This is a genomic window from Mesorhizobium sp. B1-1-5 (assembly GCF_006443065.1).
Classification (GTDB): Bacteria; Pseudomonadota; Alphaproteobacteria; order Rhizobiales; family Rhizobiaceae; genus Mesorhizobium.
Window position 1 is genome coordinate 13,640 of record NZ_VFWS01000041.1, and the last position, 20,700, is coordinate 34,339.

Genomic DNA, 20,700 nt, shown 5'->3' on the forward strand with positions numbered 1-20,700 from the left:
TTGCACATGATTTTTGCCGGTCAGGCAACCACGTGACCCGTGCGGTTCGTGAGGCTCGAATGCCAAGACAGATCATTCCGGCCGGTTCCGACCCCACCGCCATAGGCGAGGTCTCCGCCCCTCCCTTTGCCTGCCTTCCAGAGCCTGCAAGTCTGTTTTCTCGTCGTGCGCAGCGGTGGAACGCACTGGCTGCAGGCCATGAGCTGCGTCCCTATCTTTGCTTTCTTGCCGCTCTCGCCGATGTGCAGCACTGCATCCAGGAGGACCTGGCGGAGCCAGCGATGCCCGATGGCGCAGCGCGCGAGCGCGCGAGCAGTTTTGGAATGCCGCCGCTCGACCGCAACAGCCTCGCTCTCGACATGGCCGCAGAGACGCTCGACCGCCTGGTGGCCGAGGCATTGGAGATCGAGAAGCCAGGCGCCGCGGCCGATGCGCTGGACCGTTTGAGGCAGGCCACTCCGGCGAAGCGCGTCGGCATGGTGCGCAATGTGCTCGCCGGTGCGATGCCGATGGAGGCGCTCGCCGAGCACGTCTACGTCGCGGCCGCGCTGCAGGTTCACTTCGCCCGTCTCGCCGCCCGACTGGACGCCCATGCGCTGGTGCCGGTGGGCGAAGGCGCATGCCCCGCCTGCGGATCCCCTCCGGCATCCTCGATCATTGTCGGCTGGCAGGGGGCCCATGGGTCGCGCTTCTGCGCATGCTCGCTGTGCGGCACGTTGTGGAACTATGTGCGCATCAAATGCACGTTATGCGGCTCAACCAAGGGCATCGGCTACCAGGAGATCGAGGGCGGACCGGGCACGGTGAAGGCGGAGACCTGCGATTCCTGCGGCTGCTATGTGAAGATCCTGCATCAGCACAAGGATCCCGATCTCGACCCGATCGCCGACGACGTGGCGACCCTTGGCCTCGACATGCTCGTGCGCGAAACCGGCTATCGCCGCGGATCGTTCAACCCGTTCCTGATCGGCTACTGAGGGCGCGATGTCCGGTCTGCCCGCAACTCGCCTGTGCGATCTCCCTTCAGTCGATCGAGTGCTGAAGACGCCACTCGCGGCTGCGGCGGTCGAGCGCTTCGGGCAGCAGTCGACGACGCGCGCCATCCGCGATGCGCTCGAAGAAGCGCGGGCGGCGTGCCGCAACGGGGTCGCGGTGCCTGATCCGCGCGACCTCGCTGTCGACGCGCTTGTCCGGCTCAAGACCGCCGAGCACCCGTCGTTGCGCCCGGTTTTCAACCTCACCGGCACTGTGCTGCACACCAATCTCGGCCGCGCGCTGATTGCGGGCGAAGCCGCCGAGGCGATGCGCGCTGTCATGCACGAGGCAGTGGCGCTCGAATTCGACACCGGGACGGGCAGACGCGGCGAACGTGACGATCATCTGCGCACGCTGATATGCGAGCTCACGGGGGCGGAGGACGCGACCATCGTCAACAACAACGCGGCTGCGGTCCTGCTCGTCCTCAACACGCTCTCGCTCGGCCGCGAGGCGATCGTGTCGCGTGGCGAGCTGATCGAGATCGGCGGCGCTTTCCGCATGCCGGACATCATGGTCCGCGCGGGCGCGAAGCTCGTTGAGGTCGGGACCACCAACCGTACGCATCCCCGGGACTATCAATCCGCCATCGGTTCGGCGACCGGGCTGGTGTTCAAGGTGCATACGTCCAACTATCGGATCGAGGGGTTCACGGCGGAGGTCCCGGCGCGCGAGCTTTCTGCAATCGCCAGGAAGCGCGGCGTGCCTCTCGTCCACGACCTCGGCTCGGGCACGCTCATCGATCTCACCCAATATGGCCTCAGGTACGAGCCGACCGTGGGCGAGGCGATCGCGGACGGCGCCGATCTCGTCACCTTCTCGGGCGACAAGCTGCTCGGAGGGCCGCAGGCAGGTTTCATCGTCGGCAGGAAGGATCTTGTTGCCGAGGTCAACCGAAACCCGATGAAGAGGGCGCTTCGCGTCGACAAGCTCCGGCTGGCCGCGCTGGAGGCGACGCTGAAGCTCTATCGCAACCCGGATCGCCTGGCCGAGCGTTTGCCGACTCTGAGGCTGCTCGCGCGCCTCGCCGTCGATATTGTCGCGCAGGCCCAGCGTCTGGCTCCCCTGCTTTCCCATGCGTTGGGCCGTCAATTTTCAGTGCAAGTGATGGAGTGCCGCAGCCAGGTCGGATCGGGCGCAATGCCGCTCGATACCTTGCCGAGCGCCGGGCTTGCCCTCAGCCCCCATTCAGGAAGCGGTCAGGCTCTGGAAATTCTTGCAGCCGCGTTGCGGGCGCTGCCTGTTCCGGTGATCGGGCGGGTCGAAAAGCGGGCGCTCGTGCTTGATCTACGTTGCCTTGAAGACGAAGCCGGGTTTGTGGCCAATCTCGCGAACTTCACTCTGGGAGGAGATGGTGGTGCGGTGGCTTGATCATCTCCCGCGCAAGCCCGCCCGGACACCTGTGGCCGACCAGCTGGCGGCCGCCCTCGACGCCGCCAGACGGGGCGACTATGCCACAGCTCTCTGCATTTGGGAGCCGCTCGCGCGGTCCGGATCGGCTCGCGCCCAAAACAATATCGGCGCCTGCTTCGCCGAGGGGCTCGGCGTCGAGCGTGACCGCAGTCTTGCCGTCCGCTGGCTGGCGCTCGCCGCCGAAGCCGGCGATCCGGTCGGGCAGCGGAACCTCGCCTCGCTCTGTTTCCGTGGTGAAGGCGTCGAGCAGAACTACCGCCGCGCGGCCGAGCTCTATCGGGCAGCGGCCGAGCAGGGCGACGGACCGGCGCAGGACATGCTGAGCTGGATGCTGCTCGAGGGTGAGGTGATCGAGCCCGACATTGCCGAGGCGCGGCGCTGGGCGATGGCCGCGGCTCGGCGAGGGATCGCATCGGCAATGACCCGCGTCGGCATGCTCTATCACGATGCGCTCGGCGTGCCGCGCGATCCTGCGGAAGCGGTCCACTGGTGGCGCAAGGCGGCATTGCGCGGCGACGCGGACGGTCAGGCCATGCTCGGCGCCGCCTGCCATCTCGGGGCCGGCGTTTGCGCCGACGCTGTCGAAGCCTATGCCTGGCTGCTGCGTGCGCAGGCAGGCGGCAGTGTTCTCGCAGGCCGGTACCTGGACGCGGCGCGCGCCGCGCTGACCGCCGACGATATCGCCGAGGCCGAGCGCCGCGCTGCGCTGCCGTCCGAGGAGCCCGCGCCATGATCGTCGGCACGGCGGGGCATGTCGACCACGGCAAGACGACGCTGGTGCAAGCACTGACCGGCGTCGACACGGACCGGCTCCAGGAAGAGAAGGCGCGCGGCATGACAATCGATCTCGGCTTCGCCTATCTTCCGACGCCGAGCGGGGACGTCATCGGGTTCATAGACGTCCCCGGTCATGAGCGCTTCGTGCACACCATGGTCGCCGGCGCCAGCGGCATCGATTTCGTGCTGTTGGTCGTGGCAGTCGACGACGGCGTCATGCCGCAGACGCGTGAACATCTGGCGATCGTCGATCTGCTTGGCGTCAGGCGCGGGCTGGTCGTGCTCTCGAAATGCGATCTGGCCGACCCGACACGACGCGCAGCCGTTGCCGCTGACGTCGGCGTCGCCCTTGCCGGCACCGCCTTGGAAGAGGCTGAGGTCATCCCGGCCTCCACCGTTACCGGTGAAGGCATCGATGACCTTCGACGCCTGCTGTCCGAAGAGGCTTCGCGCTTCGCCAGGCGCTCAGCCGCGGGCCGCTTTCGATTGGCGGTCGACCGCTGCTTCACCCTCAATGGCATCGGTACTGTCGCGACCGGCACCGTCCTCTCAGGTTGCGTTGATGTCGGCGACAGCGTGGTGACAAGCCCGCCAGGGCTTGCCGCGCGCATTCGCTCGATCCACGCTCAGGACCGCGTGGCGGAGCGCGGCCGAGCCGGAGACCGCTGCGCGCTCTGTCTGACAGGCGACGGCGTCAGCAAGGAGGCGATCCGCCGCGGAGATGTGATCCTCGATCCCGCGCTTCACGCGCCGGCAGATAGGATCGACGCCGAGTTGCGCCTGCTGCCCCGCGAGCCAAGGCCGATCGGGCAGTGGTTCCCGGTGCGGCTCCATCACGCCGCGGCCGAGGTCGGGGCGAGAATCGTGCTCCTCGGCGACGAGCCTATAGCGCCGGGCGGCACGGCCAAGGTCCAGATCGTTTTGGAGAGCCCGATCGCCGCTGCGGCCGGCGACGCCTATGTGATGCGAGACACCTCCGCCCAGCGAACCATAGGCGGCGGGCGCTTCATCGACCTCAGGGCCCCGAGCCGGAAACGCCGTTCACCGGATCGGCTGGCCATGCTCGAAGCACTCGCCATCGCGGCTCCGGAAAAGGCCGTCGCTGCGCTGCTCGACACGCCGCCCCGCTATCTGAACCTCGCAGCCTTCGCACGCGATCGGACGCTCGGCGCCGGCGAGATCGCCAGCCTGATCGATCGTCTTGGCCTTGTCACGATTCCCGTCGGGGAGACGCAGTTCGTGGTCTCGTCGATGCGTTGGGCCAGGTTCAAGCGCGACCTGAGCGCAACCCTGGAAACTTTCCATGCCGACAACCCGGATATGCCGGGCATCGGAATGGAAAAGCTGCGACTTCAGCTTGATCCCTGCCTTCCTGAGCCGGCCTTCGCTGCTGCAATGCGAAGCCTCGTCCGCGCCGGGCAGATTGAACTGTACGGCGCCTGGATACGGCTTCCGGGTCATGAAGTCCGTCTGGCGCCCAGGGAGGAGGCCCTCTGGCGTGAGATCGAGCCGCTGATAGCCGGCTCGGAGCGATTCCATCCCCCAAGAGTGCGAGACATCGCAGAGGAGCTAGCCAGGCCGGAAGCCGAAATCCGCAAGCTTCTGAAGCTTACTGGACGGATCGGCACGGTGCATGAGGTTGCGCATGATCACTTCTTCCTTCGCTCGGCGTTGGCCGAGATCGTCGAGATTGTCTGCAAACTGGCGGCCGAGCATGACGGGCAGTTCAGCGCCGCACAGTTTCGAGATCGTGCGGGCAGCGGCCGCAAGGTCGCCGTTCACATCCTCGAATTTCTCGACCGGCATGGCGTCACCTTGCGGCGTGGTGACCTGCGGCGCGTCAACGGGCAGCGGCTGGACCTGTTTCGCCACCAGGATGACAAAGCGCCAAAGGCAGAAGATTCTGGAGGAGCATCGTCCCCGGTGGGGCGTCCGGACTTCAAATCCGGGAAGGGCCGCGAGCCGGTCCTTGGTGGGTTCGACTCCCACTCTCTTCCGCCATCCTCCTAGAGCGTTTCACCGTTTCACGGAAACGGCGAAACACTCTATCTCTTTGTTTTTGCGCAATTCCGGACGGAAAACCGTGTCACACTTTTCCTGGAATTGCTCTAGAGTCTGATCCTGAAAATCTATCGGACCTCCCGAGGAGATGAAGCGATGCCAGCATCCTTTCTGCTCGAACTGACAACTTCGGCCGAAGCCGCCAAAGCTGCGGAGACGAGTTTCAGACGCGAGGCCGCAAGGCAGATCGCAGCGCTAGAGCAAGAGCGCGCATTCGCCTTCAGGCGGCTTAACCTGATGCAGCTACTCGGCGATGCAATAGCCCCGGCGGAAAGTGAGGATATCGCCGTGGCGAGCGCCTTTGCCGCCTTGCGCACGCGCCTCGGCTGGAATGCAGACAGCGAGGCGCGCTCGGAGGTGATCTCGCATTTTGGCCCGGTTGCGCTGGCAATGTTCCGGGATTCGAGCGGGGACCAATCCGCCAACACTCATGCCGCCCTTGCGGATTTCGAGCACTGGTATTCCGAAACCCGGGGCTCACCGTTCTGGACCCTGTTCGACCAGCAGATGCCGGACACGCCTGTCGTCGATTTTTGAAGAACGCAAATCCACGGAAACCGACGGCTGCCTTCGAGGCGCATGCCAATAGGCATGTTCGGCCCACGTCCTCAATTGAGCACTGTCGGCGATCTCTTCGTCATCCTGCCGGAGCTCGAAAAGGCAATCCAACAATAGCGCACATTCCGCGGTGTCCTGATCTGCTATTCCCGATAGTGCGCGCGGTGGCGCGACGGCGTCTTTGATACCGTCAATTTCCCACGCGCGCGCGGTAGCCGGAACAATACGGAACGATATGGGAAGATATCTTGTTTTGGCCCATGAAAAGAACAATGAAATCAGCGTCATTTCCACATCCTCCGGGCCCACCAAAACCTCCGCATAAGCCATGTTATCGCTGGATTTTTTGATAGTTGCCCACAGTATGGACTCGAACCCCCTTCGTTTGAAGAACCTCGAAGCGTTTTTACGCATTTCAAGGAAATCGAATCGAGCCAGGCATCGCGTGTGCTGAACTTGAGCGACCGTTGTCGCGTTTCGGCGGAATCGGCGCGCTTCTGATACTCAGTCCACGGACAATTGCTTTGGGTTCGGGCCAGGTATGCTGGCATCAGTCTGAGAGATTTCGCGCATGCGAAGCGTTGTGTGATTCCAGTTGGCGTGATTAAGCCACATGTTACTCCCGCTGTCGTAAATCGTCATATTGGCGTATCGTCCGGATGCCCAAGCTCGCAGAACCAGCCGCCAAGATATCTTACGGATGGCCTGGTCGGATCGGGAACCGGCGTCTTCGCCTCGACGGCGGCGCGGAATGGCTCGGCGCTGTCCTGTGGGATAAATCCCAGATGGTTCGCGCCGCTGTTGTCGACCATCTTCAGCTTGTTGTCGGAAATGCCGTAAGAGATGGTGTGGCCGACGCGCGGCGCGGTCAGCGATGCCTCCACCAGGCGCACGCAATCGGCGAAGGAGAGGTACGACCATAGCATGCGGCGGTCCGCCGGTTCCGGGAAGGACGAAAAGATGCGCAGGCACGCCGTCTCGATGCCGAACTTGTCCCAGTACAGCCGGCTGAGGCTTTCGACGAAATTCTTCGACACACCATAGAGGCTGTCGGGACGCACCGGCGCGTCGACGCCGATATGCGCCTCGACCTCGTGGTAGCCGATGGCATGCACCGACGAGGCGTAGATGACGCGCTTCACGCCATGTTTCCGGGCGCCTTCATAGATGTGGTAGGAGCCGCGGATGCTGGAATCGAGGATGGTCTGCCACTCGCATTCGAGCGGCGCGCCGCCGAAATGCACGATCGCGTCGCAATCCTTGGTGGCGGCGATCGTCGCTTCCATGTCGGCGAGGTCGAAGACCGCTTCTTCCTCGTGAGGCGCAAGATCACCGAAGGAGTGGCGCCCCGCCAATCGGATCTTTTTTGCCAGCGGCACCAGCCCCTTGCGCAGCTCCGATCCGAGCCGGCCGGCGGCGCCGGTGATCAGGATACGTTCGTAATGCGGCATCGTTTACTCCACTTGCGCGACGGCGATATTGATCCGCGAGATCGCCTCGGCCAGCACCTCTTCGCTGGTCGCGGTCGAGATGCGGAAATAGGGTGACAGTCCGTAGGCGACGCCGGGCACCGACGCCACCCGGCCCTCGTTCAGCAGGTAATTCGCAACCGCCGTATCATCTTCCAGCACGATACCTTTTGGGGTCTTGCGGCCGATCAGGCTGGCGCAGCCGATATAGGCATAGAAGGCGCCTTCCGGTGGCGAGAGCGTCAGCCCGTTGATCTTGCGTATCCCGTCGACCACCAGATCGCGGCGCGCCTCGAAGGCCTGCCGGAAGCGCGCGACCTCATCCTGCGGGCCATTGAGCGCGGCGACAGTGGCTGCTTGCGCGATCGAACAAACGGACGTGCAGGACTGGCTCTGGATCGTCGACATCGCCTTGACGAGTGGCGTAGGGCCGGCGGCGTAGCCGACACGCCAACCGGTCATCGCGTAGGACTTCGACACGCCGTTGACGATCAGCGTGCGGTCTCTGATCTCGGGGCAGGCCTTGCCGAAGGAGACGAATTTGCGCCCGTCGAACAGGATGTGCTCGTAGATCTCGTCGGAGAGGACGAGCACTTGCGGATACTTGGCCAGCACCGCGCCCAGTGCCGCGAGATCGGACCCGGAATAGACCGCGCCGGATGGATTACCCGGCATGTTGAGGAAGAGCCATTTCGTCCTCGGCGTGATTGCCTTTTCCAAGAGCGCTGGCGTCAGCCGGAAACCGGTGGTCTCCGGGCATTCGACGACGACCGGCGTGCCGCCGAGCAGCTTCACCATCTCCGGATAAGAGACAAAGTAGGGCGCCGGCAGGATCGCCTCGTCGCCCGTCTCCAGCGTTGCCATCAGCGCGTTGAAGATGATCTGCTTGGCGCCGTTGGCAACGACGATGTCATCGGCCGTATAGTCCAGCCCATTTTCGCGGCGGAATTTTCCCGCTACCGCCTCGCGCACCTCAACCGTGCCGGCAGCGGCTGTGTAGAGCGTCTGGCCGGCCTTGGCGGCGAAATGAGCGGCATCGACGATGTGATGCGGTGTCGGAAAGTCGGGCTCGCCCAGGCCGAGATCGATCACGTCCACGCCCCTGGCGCGTAGCGCCTTGGCGGCCTGCGAAGCGGCCATCGAGGCCGAAGGCTTCACCACCGAAAGGCGCGAGGCAATATAGCTCATCAGTCGTTCTCCGTGATGTAACCCTTGGACCGATCATTGGCTCGCGCGGCCGCACGGCGTTTGGCCGGATCGCCATAGCCGCCGCCGCCTGGCAGTTCGAGGATCAGCCGGCGTCCCGCCGGCACATGCTGCCAGCCCTTGGGCCGCATCTTCGTGCCGTCGTCGAGCTTGACCACGCCCGCAACGCCAGACTTCCCGCCATTGCGGCCGTGGGCCGGATGGTTGACGCGGTCGAACATGGCCGAGAAGTCGAATTCGTGGCCGTCGGTCGCTGCGATCTCGATGATCTGTCCGAGGCCGCCGCGGAATTCGCCGTCGCCGCCGGAATTAGGGCGCAGCTCCTTGCGCCAGATGACGATCGGGCCAGTATGTTCCGTCGCTTCGATCGGCATCGTGTGCACGCCGGACGGAAAGGCCGTCGCCGACAAGCCGTCGAGCTCGGGGCGGGCGCCCATGCCGCCGGAATTGAACATAAGCACTTCGGCGCGGCGACCGGATGTGCCGGAAACAGGGCGCGCCGAAATATGGATGTTCCAGAGTGCGCCGGCGCCTTCCGCAAGGATTTTTCCGGGTAACGCCTTCGAGAAGGCGCCGAGCACCAGATCGGGAACCATGTGGCCGAAAATATGCCTGAGCGCCACCGGCGCCGGCCGCACCGCGTTCAGGATGTTGACCGGTGAGGATACGGTGAAGAAGGCGAGCGAGGCGGCATTGTTGGGAATGTCGGGCGCCACCATGCATTTCAGCGCATAGCAGGCATAGGCCTTGCTGTAGATAATCGGGCAGTTGATGCCCCAGCGGCTCATCGGATCTGTGCCGGTGAAATCGACTTCGACATGGTCGTCGCGGACCGAGACCGTGGCTGCGAGCTTGACCGGCTCGTCATAACCGTCTGTCACCAGCTCGTTCGACCAGCTTCCCTTCGGTAGCGCCTCGATGCGCTCGAGCATCGCGTCGCGGGTGCGCGAGAAGATGAAGTCGCCGAGTCCGTCGAGGGAGGTGAGGCCGATCTCCTTCATCATGTCGACGAGGCGGCGATGGCCGACCTCGTTGCAGGCTGCAAGCGAATAGAAATCGCCGACGACCTGGTTGGGCTCGCGGACATTGGCACGCAGGATGCGGACCAAGTCGAGGTTAACCTTGCCCTTCTCGGCAAACTTCATGATCGGGATCTGGATGCCTTCCTCATAGACCGACTTGCCGTCGGCGCCGAAGCCGCGGCCACCGACATCGACGACGTGCGCCGTGCAGGCGAAGAAGGCGACGAGCTTGCCATTGAGGAAGGACGGCGAGACCATGGTGATGTCGTGTAGGTGGCCTGTGCCCAGCCAGGGGTCGTTGGTGACATAGGTGTCACCCTCGAACATGTTCTGGCGCGGGATCTCGTTCATGAAATGCAGCACGGCTTCGGCCACAGTGTTGACGTGGCCGGGCGTGCCGGTCACCGCCTGCGCCAGCATCTGGCCGCGCGGATCGAACACGCCGGCCGACAGGTCGCCGGATTCGCGCACCGAGGTCGAGAAGGCGGTGCGCAAAAGCGTGAGCGCCTGCTCCTCGACCACCGAGATCAACCGGTTCCACATGACCTGCATGCGGATTTCGCCAATGTCGCTCATGCCTGGCTGCCTTTGCGGATCAGGAGGATCGCGCCGTCGCTCTGGATGACGGCGTCGAAGCTGGTGGTGACAACAGTCGATGTCTCGCGCTCGACGATGACGGCAGGCCCCGCGACCCAGTCGCCGGCGCAGAGCGTGTCTCGCTCGACGATGCCGTAGCTGCGCGGCGCGCCGCTGACCGGGTCGAAGACTTCGCGCGTCGTTGTCGGTTCACTCGATTTCTTGCCGGCGGTGAGCTCGTGCCTGACGACGGCGGGACGAACATCCGTCGCCTTGACCGACCAGGTGACGATCTCGATCTCGAGGCCGTCGAGCCCTTCGATGGCCCGGCCGAAGAAGCGCTGGTAGTTCTCCTCGAACAGCTCCTTGAGCTTGGCGACGGCATCGTCGCCGAACGGCTCGTCCGCCAGCGGCACGGGGATTTCCCAGCCCTGACCGGCATAGCGCATGAAGGCGGTGATCTCGCAGACGATCCTGCCGCTGGCGCCGGTGCGCACAAACCCCTCGGCTGAGGCTTTGAGATCGGCGAGCAGGGCATTCACTTCCCTTGACTTGAAGCGCGAAAGGCGCGTCAGTTTCGAGGCCAGCGCCTCGTAGCCGAACGGCGCCTTGAGGAAGCCGATCGCCGATCCAACGCCGGCGCCGCGCGGCACGATGCACCGATCGATGCCGAGCTTTTCGCAAAGCCTTGCCGCATGCAGAGGCGCTGCGCCGCCAAAGGCAATCATCAGATTGTCGGAAATATTCTTGCCGTTCTCGACGGCGTGTACGCGGGCGGCATTCGCCATGTTCTCGTCCACGACCTCGCAGATGCCAAAGGCCGTCGACATCGCATCGAGCGACAGGCGCTCGCCGACATCGCGCAGGATCGCCTGCTCGGACGCAGACGTGTCGAGCCTGATCGCGCCGCCGGCGAAATTGTCGGGATCGAGCTTGCCAAGCACCAAGTCGGCGTCGGTGATCGCCGGGCGCTTACCGCCGCGGCCATAGCAGGCCGGACCCGGCTCCGAGCCGGCGCTTTCCGGCCCGGTCTGGATGCGGCCCATAGCGTCCACCCAGGCGATCGAGCCGCCGCCGGCGCCGATCTCGATCATCTCGATCACCGGAATGGAGATCGGCATGCCCGAGCCCTTGGAGAAGCGATAGGTGCGGGCCACCTCGAAGGTCCGCGCCGTGCGCGGCGCAAAATCCTCGATCAAGCAGATCTTGGCGGTGGTTCCGCCCATGTCATAGGAGACGACCTTCTCCAGGCCGAAGCGCCGAGCGATGTCGGCGGCAAAAATGGCGCCGCCCGCGGGACCGGACTCGACCAGCCGGACAGGGAATTCAGAAGCGGTTTCCACCGAGATCAGGCCGCCGCCGGAATGAATCATGAAGACCGGGCACTCGGCGCCCATGTCCTTCAGCCGCGTCTGCAGGCGAGCGAGGTAGTCGGCCATCTGCGGCCGCACGTAGGCGTTGGCGCAGACGGTGTTGAAGCGCTCGAACTCGCGCATCTGCGGCGAGACCTCGGCGCTGATCGAGATCGGGATGGTGAGCTTGCGAGCGAGGATCTCGCGAGCGCGGCGCTCGTGGTCGGGGTTGGCGTAAGCGTGGATGAAGCCGATCGCCACCGAGCCGAAATTGCTGGCAGCGATCCGATCGGCGATCCCTTCGAGCGCCGCCTCGTCGAGCGGCTGCAGCTCTTGCCCCTCGGCGCCGATGCGGCCCTTGACCGTGAAACGGTCCTCGCGCGGGATCAGGGGCATCGGCAGTTGCAGGTTCAAGTCATACTGCTCAAAGCGGTTCTCCGTCCGCATCTCGATCACGTCGCGAAAACCTTCCGTCGTGACCAGTGCGGTCCTGGCGCCGCGCCGCTCGATCAGCGCATTGGTGGCGAGCGTCGTGCCGTGGATGATGATACCTATCTCGGCTGCCGAAATTCCGGCATCGCGGACGACGACGTCGATGCCGTCGAGGATCGCCTGCTCGGGCGCCGAGTAATTGGTCAGCACCTTGGTCGAAAACATCGTTCCCCTGACATCGAGGGCGATGTCGGTGAAGGTGCCACCGATGTCCGCGCCGAGGCGGATGTCGTCTGATCTGGAGGTCATGCCGTGGCCTTCTGCGAAGCGAGTGCTGCGTCGCGCATCTGGGAAAGGGTCTGCCGGGGCGTGAGCGCTTCGGGCGAGATGGCGATGTCGAGAACGGCGCCAGTCGCAGACTGCTGGGCCCGCCGGAACGCCGCCGCGAAATGCCCAGTGCTTTCGACGCGCTCGGCGTGAAAACCATAGGCCCTTGCCAGCGCCACGAAGTCCGGGTTTTCCAGCGAGGTGCCGGAGACGCGGGCCGGATAGTTGCGTTCCTGATGCGCGCGGATCGTGCCGTATATGCCGTTGTTGATGATGAGCACGATCGGCTGCGCGCCGGCCTGCATAGCCGTGCCGAGCTCCTGGCAGTTCATCTGAAAGTCACCATCGCCGGCAAAGCATACGACGGTGCGCTGCGGAAACGCGACTTTCGCGGCGATGGCTGCAGGCAGGCCATAGCCCATGGCGCCGGATTGCGGGGCAAGCAGCCGCGCGTCCGGCCCGAACTTGAAGAACTTGTTCGGCCACACCGTGAAATTGCCGGCGCCGTTGGTGAGGATGACGTCGGCCGGCAAGGTCTCGCGCAACCAAGCGCTCACCGCGACCATGTCGACCGGACCGGGCTGCACGGGCGCGGTGAAGGTCCCCTCATAGGCCTTGCGGGCCGCCGCGCGCCAGTCGGCCCAGCCGCCCTTGACCGGTGTCAGCGCCATGGCGAAGGCGTTCGGGCCGGCGTGGATGCCGATGGTGGGCACGTAGATCTTGCCGATCTCGCGGTCGGAGCCGTGGACATGGATCAGCTTCTGGCGTGGCACGGGCACGGAGAGCAATGTATATCCGTCCGTTGTCATCTCGCCGAAACGCACATTGACAGCCAGGATCACGTCGGCATCGCGGATCAGACTTTTCACATGCGCCACCATGCCGACGCCGGCTTCGCCGACGAAGACAGGCGAGTGGTTGTCGAACTGATCCTGGTAGCGGAAAGCCGCCACGACGGGGATGTCGGAAGCCTCGGCGAAGGCCTGGAGCGCGGCACGCCCGTCCGTCGTCCAATTGGCGCCGCCCATGAGCAGGACTGGCTTTTCGGCAACGGCAAGCAGTTTCAGCGCGGCGCCAACCGCATCCTGCGCCGGCGCGGCCTCGAAAATCGCCGCCGGGCCGCTGAGCGGCGCGGCTTCGGTCATGATGGTCAGCATGTCTTCCGGTAACGCGACCACGACGGGGCCTGGCCGTCCGGTCAGGGCGGTGGTCCAGGCCCGCGCCACGATCTCGGGCAGGCGCGCGACATCGTCGATCTCGACCGCCCATTTCGCGACGGTTCCGTAGACGGCCCGGTAGTCGATCTCCTGGAAGGACTCGCGGCCCTTCATGTCGGTGCCGACCTGGCCGACGAACAGGATCATCGGCGAGGAGTCCTGCATTGCCGTATGCACGCCGATGCTGGCATTGGTCACGCCGGGGCCGCGCGTCACGAAGCAGATGCCCGGCGCGCCGGTCAGCTTGCCGTAGGCCGAGGCCATGAACGCCGCGCCGCCTTCATTGCGGCAAAGCACATAGTCCAGCTTGCCCTTGGTATCGTGCAGCGCGTCGAGAACGGCGAGATAGCTTTCGCCGGGCACGCCAAAGCTCTTGGTCGCGCCCAAGGCGATCAGGCACTCGACAAGAAGGCAACCGCCATTGCGGACCATCGGCTTCCTCACGATTGGCGGCAAGCAGAACCTGCCTTTTCAGATTCATACCTGCACTGCGGCAGGCGGGGACGGAATCAAGAAATACGGTTCATTCGAAAGTTCTTCTTTATAGTGGCGAGCGCACCAGAACGCCGGGGTTCATCGTGCCCTGCGGATCGAATGCATCCTTCAGCCGCGCCATGAGCTCACGCTCAACCGGACCCCTGTTGCGGTCGGCCATAGCGATCTTGGCGCGGCCTAATCCATGCTCGGCAGCGAAGCTGCCGCCCATTTCCGTGGCAATCCCCGATAGCGCGTCGCCGAACTGTCCGGCCTTGCCGTCGAAATCGGCTCGGCCTTCCGGCGGCGACAGATTGTAGTGGATGTTGCCGTCGCCGAGATGGCCGAACGGGTTGATCCGCACGCCGGGGAGAATGTCGCTGCAGATCGCAGCGCCTTCCTCAATGAAACGGGCGATCGCGCCGGGAGGCACCGAGATGTCGTGCTTCAGTTGCGCGCCTTCCAGCCTTTGCCCTTCCGGCTGCTCCTCGCGCAGCCGCCAGAACTGCGCTCGGTGCACGCCCGATGTCGCCAGCGCGCCGTCCAGGACAAGGCCTTGATCCACGCCCCGTTCCAGCGCGGAAGTCAGGATGTCGTCCAGCGGGACGCGGGGCGATCCCGATGCCAGCTCAACGAGCAGATAGACGTCGCCACGCCTATCCAGCTGCCAGGCGAGATCGGGCAGATGCTTGAGCGCCAGTTGCAACCCGAGATCGCAGAAAAACTCGAGACCGGTCAGGAATTCGCCCGCCTCGCCGCGCAGGAAGGCGCCGAACGAAACGGCGGCGGCAAAGTCGGGCATGACCAGAAGGGCACTCGCCTGCTGCCGGGGCGTTGGGTATAGCCGCAGCACCGCGCGCGTCACGATGCCAAGCGTTCCTTCCGCGCCGCAGTAAAGCTTGCGCAATTGATAGCCCGCATTGTCCTTCTGCACCGCGCGCAGCCCGTCCCACACCACGCCATCCGGGGTCACGACTTCGAGGCCGAGCACGAGGTCCTGCATCATGCCGTAGCGAAAAGCCTGGCTGCCGCCGGCATTGGTTCCAATCAGGCCGCCGATCCTGGCGCTGCCCTCGGCGCCGAGATGCATCGGGAACATCAGCCCGTGCGGCTCCAGCGACTCGTGCAGCGCGGCGAGCACGACGCCGGCCTCGACGATGATCGATCCGCTCTCCGGATCCGGTTTGCCGATCGCCGCCATGCGTGAGAGCGAGACGATCACCGCATTCGACTGCTCGGCCACGGCACCACCGCAAAGACCGGTATTGCCGCCTTGCGGCACCACCGCCAGCCCTGCCTCCCGGCATGCGGTGACGACCGCGGCCACTTCAGTGGTCGTGGCGGGCCTGGCGACGCCCAAAGGCGCGATGCCATAGCGATCGAGCCAGTCGCGCTGGTAAGGCTCGGCATCGCTGCCCGAAAGCCAGCCTTTCGGTCCCAGAATCTCGTGCAACGTGGTTGCGGGATCAGTCATTGAAAACCAGAAGGTGCGTGGCTGCTTTCAGAACGTTGCAATCTTCCCAAATGCCGTTCAATGACCCAGCACCTGCGACAAGAACTGCCGTGTACGCTCGTTTTGCGAAGCGGTGAAGAATTCCTCCGGCGGCGCCTGTTCGACGATCTCGCCGCCATCCATGAAGATCACCCGGTCGGCGACCCGGCGCGCGAAACCCATCTCGTGCGTGACGCAAATCATCGTCATGCCCTCGGAGGCAAGCGTGACCATGACGTCCAGCACCTCGGAGATCATTTCGGGATCGAGCGCCGAGGTCGGCTCGTCGAACAGCATGATCTGGGGCTGCATGCAAAGGGCGCGCGCGATCGCGACCCGCTGCTGCTGGCCGCCGGACAGTTGGCCGGGAAACTTCATAGCCTGCTCGGGGATGCGGACCTTTTCCAGATAGCGCCGGGCAGTTGCCTCAGCCTCGGCGCGCGGCTGGTTGCGCACCAGCGTCGGCGCGATCATGCAGTTCTCCAGCACCGTCATGTGCGGAAACAGGTTGAAGTGCTGGAACACCATGCCGACCTCGCGCCTGATCCCGTCGATGTTGCCGATATCGTCGTTGAGCTCGGTGCCGAGCACGGTGATGCGGCCGCCATTGTGCTGCTCGAGGCGGTTGATGCAGCGGATCATGGTGGATTTGCCGGAGCCCGAGGGACCGCAGATGACGATCCTCTCGCCACGCTCGACGGACAAGTTCACTTTCCGCAAGGCGTGAAATGTCCCGTAGTATTTGTCGAGGTTTTCGATGCGGACGGCAGGTCCACTCGCCTTGGTCGAATTGCTTGAGATCACGTGCGCCTCCCTAACGTTCGCCAACCGCCATGCGGCGCTCGAGGAAGGCGCCGTAGCGGGACAGGCTGAAGACGAAGACGAAATAGATGAAGGCGATGAAGGCATAGACCTCGACATAGGCGAAGCGCCATTCGCCGGTGCCATAGGCGGCGTTGCCGGAGGCCAGGATCTCGAAGAAGCCGACGATGACCACCAGCGAGGTCTCCTTGAACGAGATGACGAACTGGTTGATCGTGGCCGGCAGCGCGTTGCGCATGGCCTGCGGCAGAAGGATGCGGCCGATGCGCTGCCAGTAGCTCATGCCGAGCGCCATGGCGGCTTCTTCCTGCCCGGCCGGGACGCCCTGCATGCCGCCTCTGACGATCTCGGCCTGATAGGCGGAGAAGAACAAGGCGGAACCCAGGATCACCCGGTAGAGCTTGTCGCCCGCCAGCCACTGCGGCAAGGCGAAGGGCAGGACGATGGCGAAGGTGAACAGGATCGAGATCAGCGGCAACGACCGGACCCCGTCGATGATGAGACCGGTGGTCCTGGATATCCATGGCAGCTCGGAGCGGCGCAGCAGCGCCAGGCAGACCGCCAGCGGGAAGCCGATCAGACAGGTGGTCACGAAAATGAAGAGGGTGAGCGCCAGCCCGCCCCAGGCTTCCTCGCCGACATAGGAAAGGCCGAGCACGCCGCCTTTCATCAGCACGTAGTACGACGCTGCTCCTGCTCCCCACACCAGCGCGATCCGGCGTCCGGTCCAGAAGGCCGGGATACAGCTCAGCACCGTCATCACCACCACGGTCAGGCAGGCGAGCGCGGAGCGCCATTGCTCCTCGAAGGGATAGAGGCCGAACAGGATGATCCGCCACCGGGCAGCGATGACCGACCAGCAGGCTCCTGCCGCCGCCTGGCACGCCTCTGGCCCGCCACTCGTGGTGAAGACGGCAGAAAAGACTGCCCAGTTGAGCAGTTTCCAGACGATAGAGACCATGATCGCCAAGGAGATCAGCGACAGCAGCGCCTGGAGCGGGGTCGCGAAAAAGCGGCGCTTCAGGTCTTCGAGCCTGCCCGGGGCAGGGGGGGCGACAATGACCATCTCCATCTCTGTCATCCCCTCAGTTGATTGCCCTTGAGGGCAATGGCCTTGTTGATGCGGTTGAAGACGGCGGCGAGGCTGAGATTGATGGCGAGGAAGCCTCCCATCAGGATGCCGATCACTTCCAGGGTCTGGCCGGAATGATTGATGGTCAACGCCACGATCATGAAGAAGTCGGTGAAGCCGACGGCAATGCCCATGGTCGTGGCCTTCATCAGCCAGACATACTGGTTGGCAAGGATCGGCAGCATGGCCCGCAACGCCAGCGGCAGACGCACCAGCGTGAAGACGCGCCATGGGCTCAAACCGAGCGAGCGTGCAGCTTCCATCTGGCCCTTGCCGACAGATTTGAAGCCGCCGCGCACGATTTCTGCGATGTAGGAGCCGCCATAGATCGCGATCGCGATAGCCAAGGCGGAGAATTCCGGCGGAACGCGCAGGCCGCCCCTCAGGTTGAGGCCTTGCAGGGCCGGGAAATCGAGCAGCGGTGCGTCAGGCAGGCGTCCTACCACCAAAATGATGGCCGCGCAGGCCAGCGCCGCAGCAGCACCGGCAAGCTGAATGGTGGCACGCTGGCCGAACGGCTGGCTGAGCCGTGACGTCCTGCCCAGCCAGACCGGCAGCGCGATGGCGGCGATCACGGCCGATGTGGCCAGCGCCATTGCCACCCCGCCGACATTCGGCGCCGGCACGTAGAGGCCGCGGCTGGTCAGCAGAAGGCCCCAGGCTTCGTGCGCCGCGCGCGGCGTCGGCAGGTGCGTGATCAAAGCGTACCAGAAGAAGACCTGGAGGATCAGCGGGATGTTGCGGAAGATGTCGACATAGGTGCGGCCGAGCAATTGCGCCAGTTCGTTGGCCGAGGTCCGCGCCAGGCCGACGATCGTCCCGACGAGCGTTGCCAGGATCAGCCCGGTGCAGCCCAGGAACAGCGTGTTGATGATGCCGATGAGGAAGAACCACCAATAGGGATCGTTGGCCGTGGCCGGCAGCAACGAGAAGTTCACGTCCCAGCCCGTCGACTTGTAGAGGAAATCGAATCCCGAGGTGATCCCCTGCTCCGCGAGATTCCGCCGCGCGATGATGATGCCTGCGAGCACCAGGGCCGCAAGCGAACCGACATAGACGACCTGCAACAGCGTGTTGCGGACCTTCTGATTTCTCAGCAGGCTGACCATTGACCAATCCTTCTCGAATTGCCGCCGGCTCCGCCCGGCCGAAGCCAGGCGGGAGCCTTGAGCGGTAACACCGTCAGACGTGGATCAGTCGATCACCAGCGGGAATAGGACGCCGCCATTGTTCCAGAGGTTGGTTAGCTCGCGATCCATCTTGTAGGGCGAGTCCTTGCCTAGGTCGCGATCGAAGATCTCGCCGTAATTGCCGACCTTCTTGATCACGTTGTAGGCCCAATCGTCCGAGAGTCCGAGGCCCTTGCCCATGCCGGGCGTCACGCCAAGGAACTTCGCCACCTGCGGCGAGGTCGGCTTGGCCTTGATCTCGTCGACGTTCTTGGAGGTGATGCCTTCCTGCTCGGCGAAGATCAGTGTGCTCAGCGTCCAGTTGGCGATATCGATCCAATTGTCGTCGCCCTGGCGCATGATCATGACTTCCGGCTCTACCGCGAGCACGTCGGGCAGGATGACATGGTCTTCGACCTTGCTCTTGGCGATGCGGGCGATGGCCAATGTCGGACCCCACTGCGCATAAAGATCGCAACGGCCGGAGAAGTAGGCCTGCTCCAACTCTTCCGTCTTTTCGATCAGCACCGGCTCGAGCTTGATGCCGAGCTTCTGGGCGTAGGCGGCGACCTGCTGTTCCTGCGAGGTGCCGGCGGGAATGCAGATCGTGCCGCCATTGGCATCCTTGAGCGACTTCAGGTTGAGCTCCTTGTGCGCCATCACCTTGGTGGTGCCGAGGTAGTAGGATGTCGAGAATTGCAGGCCGAGCTCGGTGTCGCGGCTGAGTGTGCCGCCCGAGGCCTTGATGATGATGTCGACATCGCCCGACTGAAGCGAGGGCCAGCGCTGCGCCCAGCTGATCGGCACGACCTTCAGCTTCGCCGGATCGCCGAACACGGCGGTCGCCACCGCCTTGCAGAGGTCGACGTCCATGCCCTTCCAGTTGCCCTTGTCGTCCACCTCGGCGAAGCCGAGATAGGAGCCGTCATGGCCAGTGCAGTTGAGCACGCCGCGGGCCTTCACGGTCTCCAGCGTCTTGCCGCCGGCGGCTTCAGCCGGCGCCGCCAGATGAACGAGGCCCAGGGCCATGGCGGCGGCCCCCCATTTGATCATTTTCATAGTTGTTGTCTCCACTGTTGAGGTTGTTCCGTTTCTTGTTGTTGGAGCCCCGCAAGATGCCTTCGGGACTCGGTGTCGAAGCCGCCTCTCAGTCGGAAAGCGGGGTCGGTTTCGGCAAGGAGAGTTTCAGATCGCTCCGCCAATCCTCCTGGGCCAGCCATCGATGGAGCGCTGCCACCGCCTTCACGCGCAGATGCCCACGCGGGACGACGAGATAGAAACCAGGCACTTCCTCCGGCTTCATATCGGCAATGGCGTCGCGGCCGATCGGCGCCACCAGCGCGCCGGAGCGGAAATCTTCCTCGGCATCGATCACGGAAACCAGGCCGACGCCGATGCCTTGCAGGGTCGCCCGACGCATGGTCGCGGCATCGTCGAAGCTGATGCTGCGGTCTCCATCCGTCAGCTCGACTCCAAGGTGCCGCAGAATATCCGGCCACAGGCGCTTCGACTTGACGGTGTCGAGCAGCGTGAACTTCGTCAGATCGTGCGCCGACTTGATCTTTTCGCCGAGGGCCGGCGTGCAGCAAATGATCTTCGGATCCGGCACCAAGAGCGTCGTCTCATAGTCCGGCCAGTTGCCGTAACCCCACTGCACTGTCATATCGATGTCGTCGCGTCCGAAATCTGGCAGGTCGACCATCGTCGTCAGGCGAAGATCCGCGACCGGCAGGATCTCGCGAAACAGCGAAAGTCGCGGCAGCAGATAATGGGTGGCGAAGTAGGGGCTCGCATTGAGGTTGATGCGGTCCCGATAATTCGATTTGGTGACGCGGCGAACGCCTTCGGAAAACTCGTCAAAGCCTGCCTTGACGTAATGCGACAGAAGGATCGCCGACTCGGTCAATTCGATCGACCGGCCTTTGCGTTCGAAGAGCGTCACCTGAAGCGTGTCTTCGAGAAGCTTGATCTGCTGCCCGACCGCTTGCGGCGTGACCAGCAATTCGTCGGCTGCCTGCCTAAAACTCTTGTGCTGCGCGACGGCGTGGAAAACGCGCAGCGCATTGAGCGATGGGAGGCGAAGCTTGCCGGTCATGGGAATTCCGCCTCCTTTCGTTCGAGACTCCGTCGATCATGCACTGCTGAATGTCAGCCGAAGGCAGTCGC

At 64.2% G+C, this 20,700-nt stretch carries 15 protein-coding genes, 1 tRNA gene and 1 pseudogene; 6 read left to right on the forward strand and 11 right to left on the reverse strand.

Features of this window, described 5'->3' with window-relative positions:
* The first annotated feature begins 59 nt into the window (after window positions 1-59).
* From fdhE to FJ980_RS15105, 6 genes and pseudogenes are all read left to right on the forward strand, one after another.
* Window positions 60-977 (forward strand): formate dehydrogenase accessory protein FdhE, encoded by a 918-nt coding sequence (gene fdhE, locus FJ980_RS15085; protein WP_140543979.1) that lies wholly within the window; start codon window positions 60-62, stop codon window positions 975-977.
* A 7-nt stretch (window positions 978-984) separates the two neighbouring features.
* A complete protein-coding gene (gene selA / locus FJ980_RS15090; RefSeq protein WP_140543933.1) occupies window positions 985-2,406 on the forward strand; it encodes an L-seryl-tRNA(Sec) selenium transferase in 1,422 nt (473 codons plus the stop codon).
* On the forward strand, window positions 2,393-3,181 hold the full coding sequence (locus FJ980_RS15095) for a tetratricopeptide repeat protein (RefSeq protein ID WP_181181212.1): 789 nt from the start codon (window positions 2,393-2,395) through the stop codon (window positions 3,179-3,181). Before selA ends, FJ980_RS15095 begins: the two co-directional genes overlap by 14 nt.
* Window positions 3,178-5,004: pseudogene (gene selB, locus FJ980_RS15100) on the forward strand (selenocysteine-specific translation elongation factor); the annotation flags it as partial. The gene FJ980_RS15095 and the pseudogene selB, both read left to right, overlap by 4 nt.
* Window positions 5,005-5,130: 126 nt before the next feature.
* Window positions 5,131-5,226 (forward strand) — tRNA-Sec (locus FJ980_RS34690).
* Window positions 5,227-5,523: 297 nt separating this feature from the next.
* A complete protein-coding gene (locus tag FJ980_RS15105; protein ID WP_140543937.1) occupies window positions 5,524-5,823 on the forward strand; it encodes a hypothetical protein in 300 nt (99 codons plus the stop codon).
* A 659-nt stretch (window positions 5,824-6,482) separates the two neighbouring features.
* Here FJ980_RS15105 and FJ980_RS15110 read toward each other — a convergent pair.
* From FJ980_RS15110 to FJ980_RS15160, 11 genes are all read right to left on the reverse strand, one after another.
* Entirely contained in the window at window positions 6,483-7,295 is an 813-nt protein-coding gene (locus FJ980_RS15110; protein WP_140543939.1) for an NAD(P)-dependent oxidoreductase, read from the reverse strand.
* 3 nt (window positions 7,296-7,298) lie between these two features.
* Window positions 7,299-8,501: a pyridoxal phosphate-dependent aminotransferase gene (locus FJ980_RS15115; RefSeq protein WP_140543941.1), complete on the reverse strand. Its 1,203-nt coding sequence runs from the start codon at window positions 8,499-8,501 to the stop codon at window positions 7,299-7,301.
* A complete protein-coding gene (locus tag FJ980_RS15120) occupies window positions 8,501-10,117 on the reverse strand; it encodes a hydantoinase B/oxoprolinase family protein (protein WP_140543943.1) in 1,617 nt (538 codons plus the stop codon). The genes FJ980_RS15115 and FJ980_RS15120 overlap by 1 nt, the downstream gene beginning before the upstream one ends.
* Complete coding sequence (locus FJ980_RS15125; RefSeq protein ID WP_140543945.1) at window positions 10,114-12,210, reverse strand: hydantoinase/oxoprolinase family protein; 2,097 nt, start codon at window positions 12,208-12,210, stop codon at window positions 10,114-10,116. Before FJ980_RS15125 ends, FJ980_RS15120 begins: the two co-directional genes overlap by 4 nt.
* Entirely contained in the window at window positions 12,207-13,877 is a 1,671-nt protein-coding gene (locus tag FJ980_RS15130; protein ID WP_140543947.1) for a thiamine pyrophosphate-binding protein, read from the reverse strand. The genes FJ980_RS15125 and FJ980_RS15130 overlap by 4 nt, the downstream gene beginning before the upstream one ends.
* Before the next feature lie 109 nt (window positions 13,878-13,986).
* Window positions 13,987-15,393 carry an FAD-binding oxidoreductase gene (locus FJ980_RS15135; RefSeq protein ID WP_140543949.1) on the reverse strand — a complete coding sequence of 469 codons (1,407 nt, stop codon included), beginning with the start codon at window positions 15,391-15,393 and terminating at the stop codon, window positions 13,987-13,989.
* Window positions 15,394-15,450: 57 nt separating this feature from the next.
* Complete coding sequence (locus tag FJ980_RS15140; protein ID WP_140543951.1) at window positions 15,451-16,215, reverse strand: amino acid ABC transporter ATP-binding protein; 765 nt, start codon at window positions 16,213-16,215, stop codon at window positions 15,451-15,453.
* 10 nt (window positions 16,216-16,225) lie between these two features.
* On the reverse strand, window positions 16,226-17,305 hold the full coding sequence (locus FJ980_RS15145) for an ABC transporter permease subunit (RefSeq protein WP_140543953.1): 1,080 nt from the start codon (window positions 17,303-17,305) through the stop codon (window positions 16,226-16,228).
* Between the two features lie 5 nt (window positions 17,306-17,310).
* The gene (locus FJ980_RS15150; RefSeq protein WP_140543955.1) at window positions 17,311-18,474 is read right to left on the reverse strand and encodes an ABC transporter permease subunit; all 1,164 of its coding nucleotides are present in this window, start codon (window positions 18,472-18,474) and stop codon (window positions 17,311-17,313) included.
* Between the two features lie 84 nt (window positions 18,475-18,558).
* A complete protein-coding gene (locus FJ980_RS15155) occupies window positions 18,559-19,593 on the reverse strand; it encodes an amino acid ABC transporter substrate-binding protein (protein ID WP_140543957.1) in 1,035 nt (344 codons plus the stop codon).
* 88 nt (window positions 19,594-19,681) lie between these two features.
* Window positions 19,682-20,629, reverse strand: a complete 948-nt coding sequence (locus tag FJ980_RS15160) for a LysR substrate-binding domain-containing protein (protein WP_140543959.1) — start codon at window positions 20,627-20,629, stop codon at window positions 19,682-19,684.
* Window positions 20,630-20,700 lie beyond the last annotated feature (71 nt).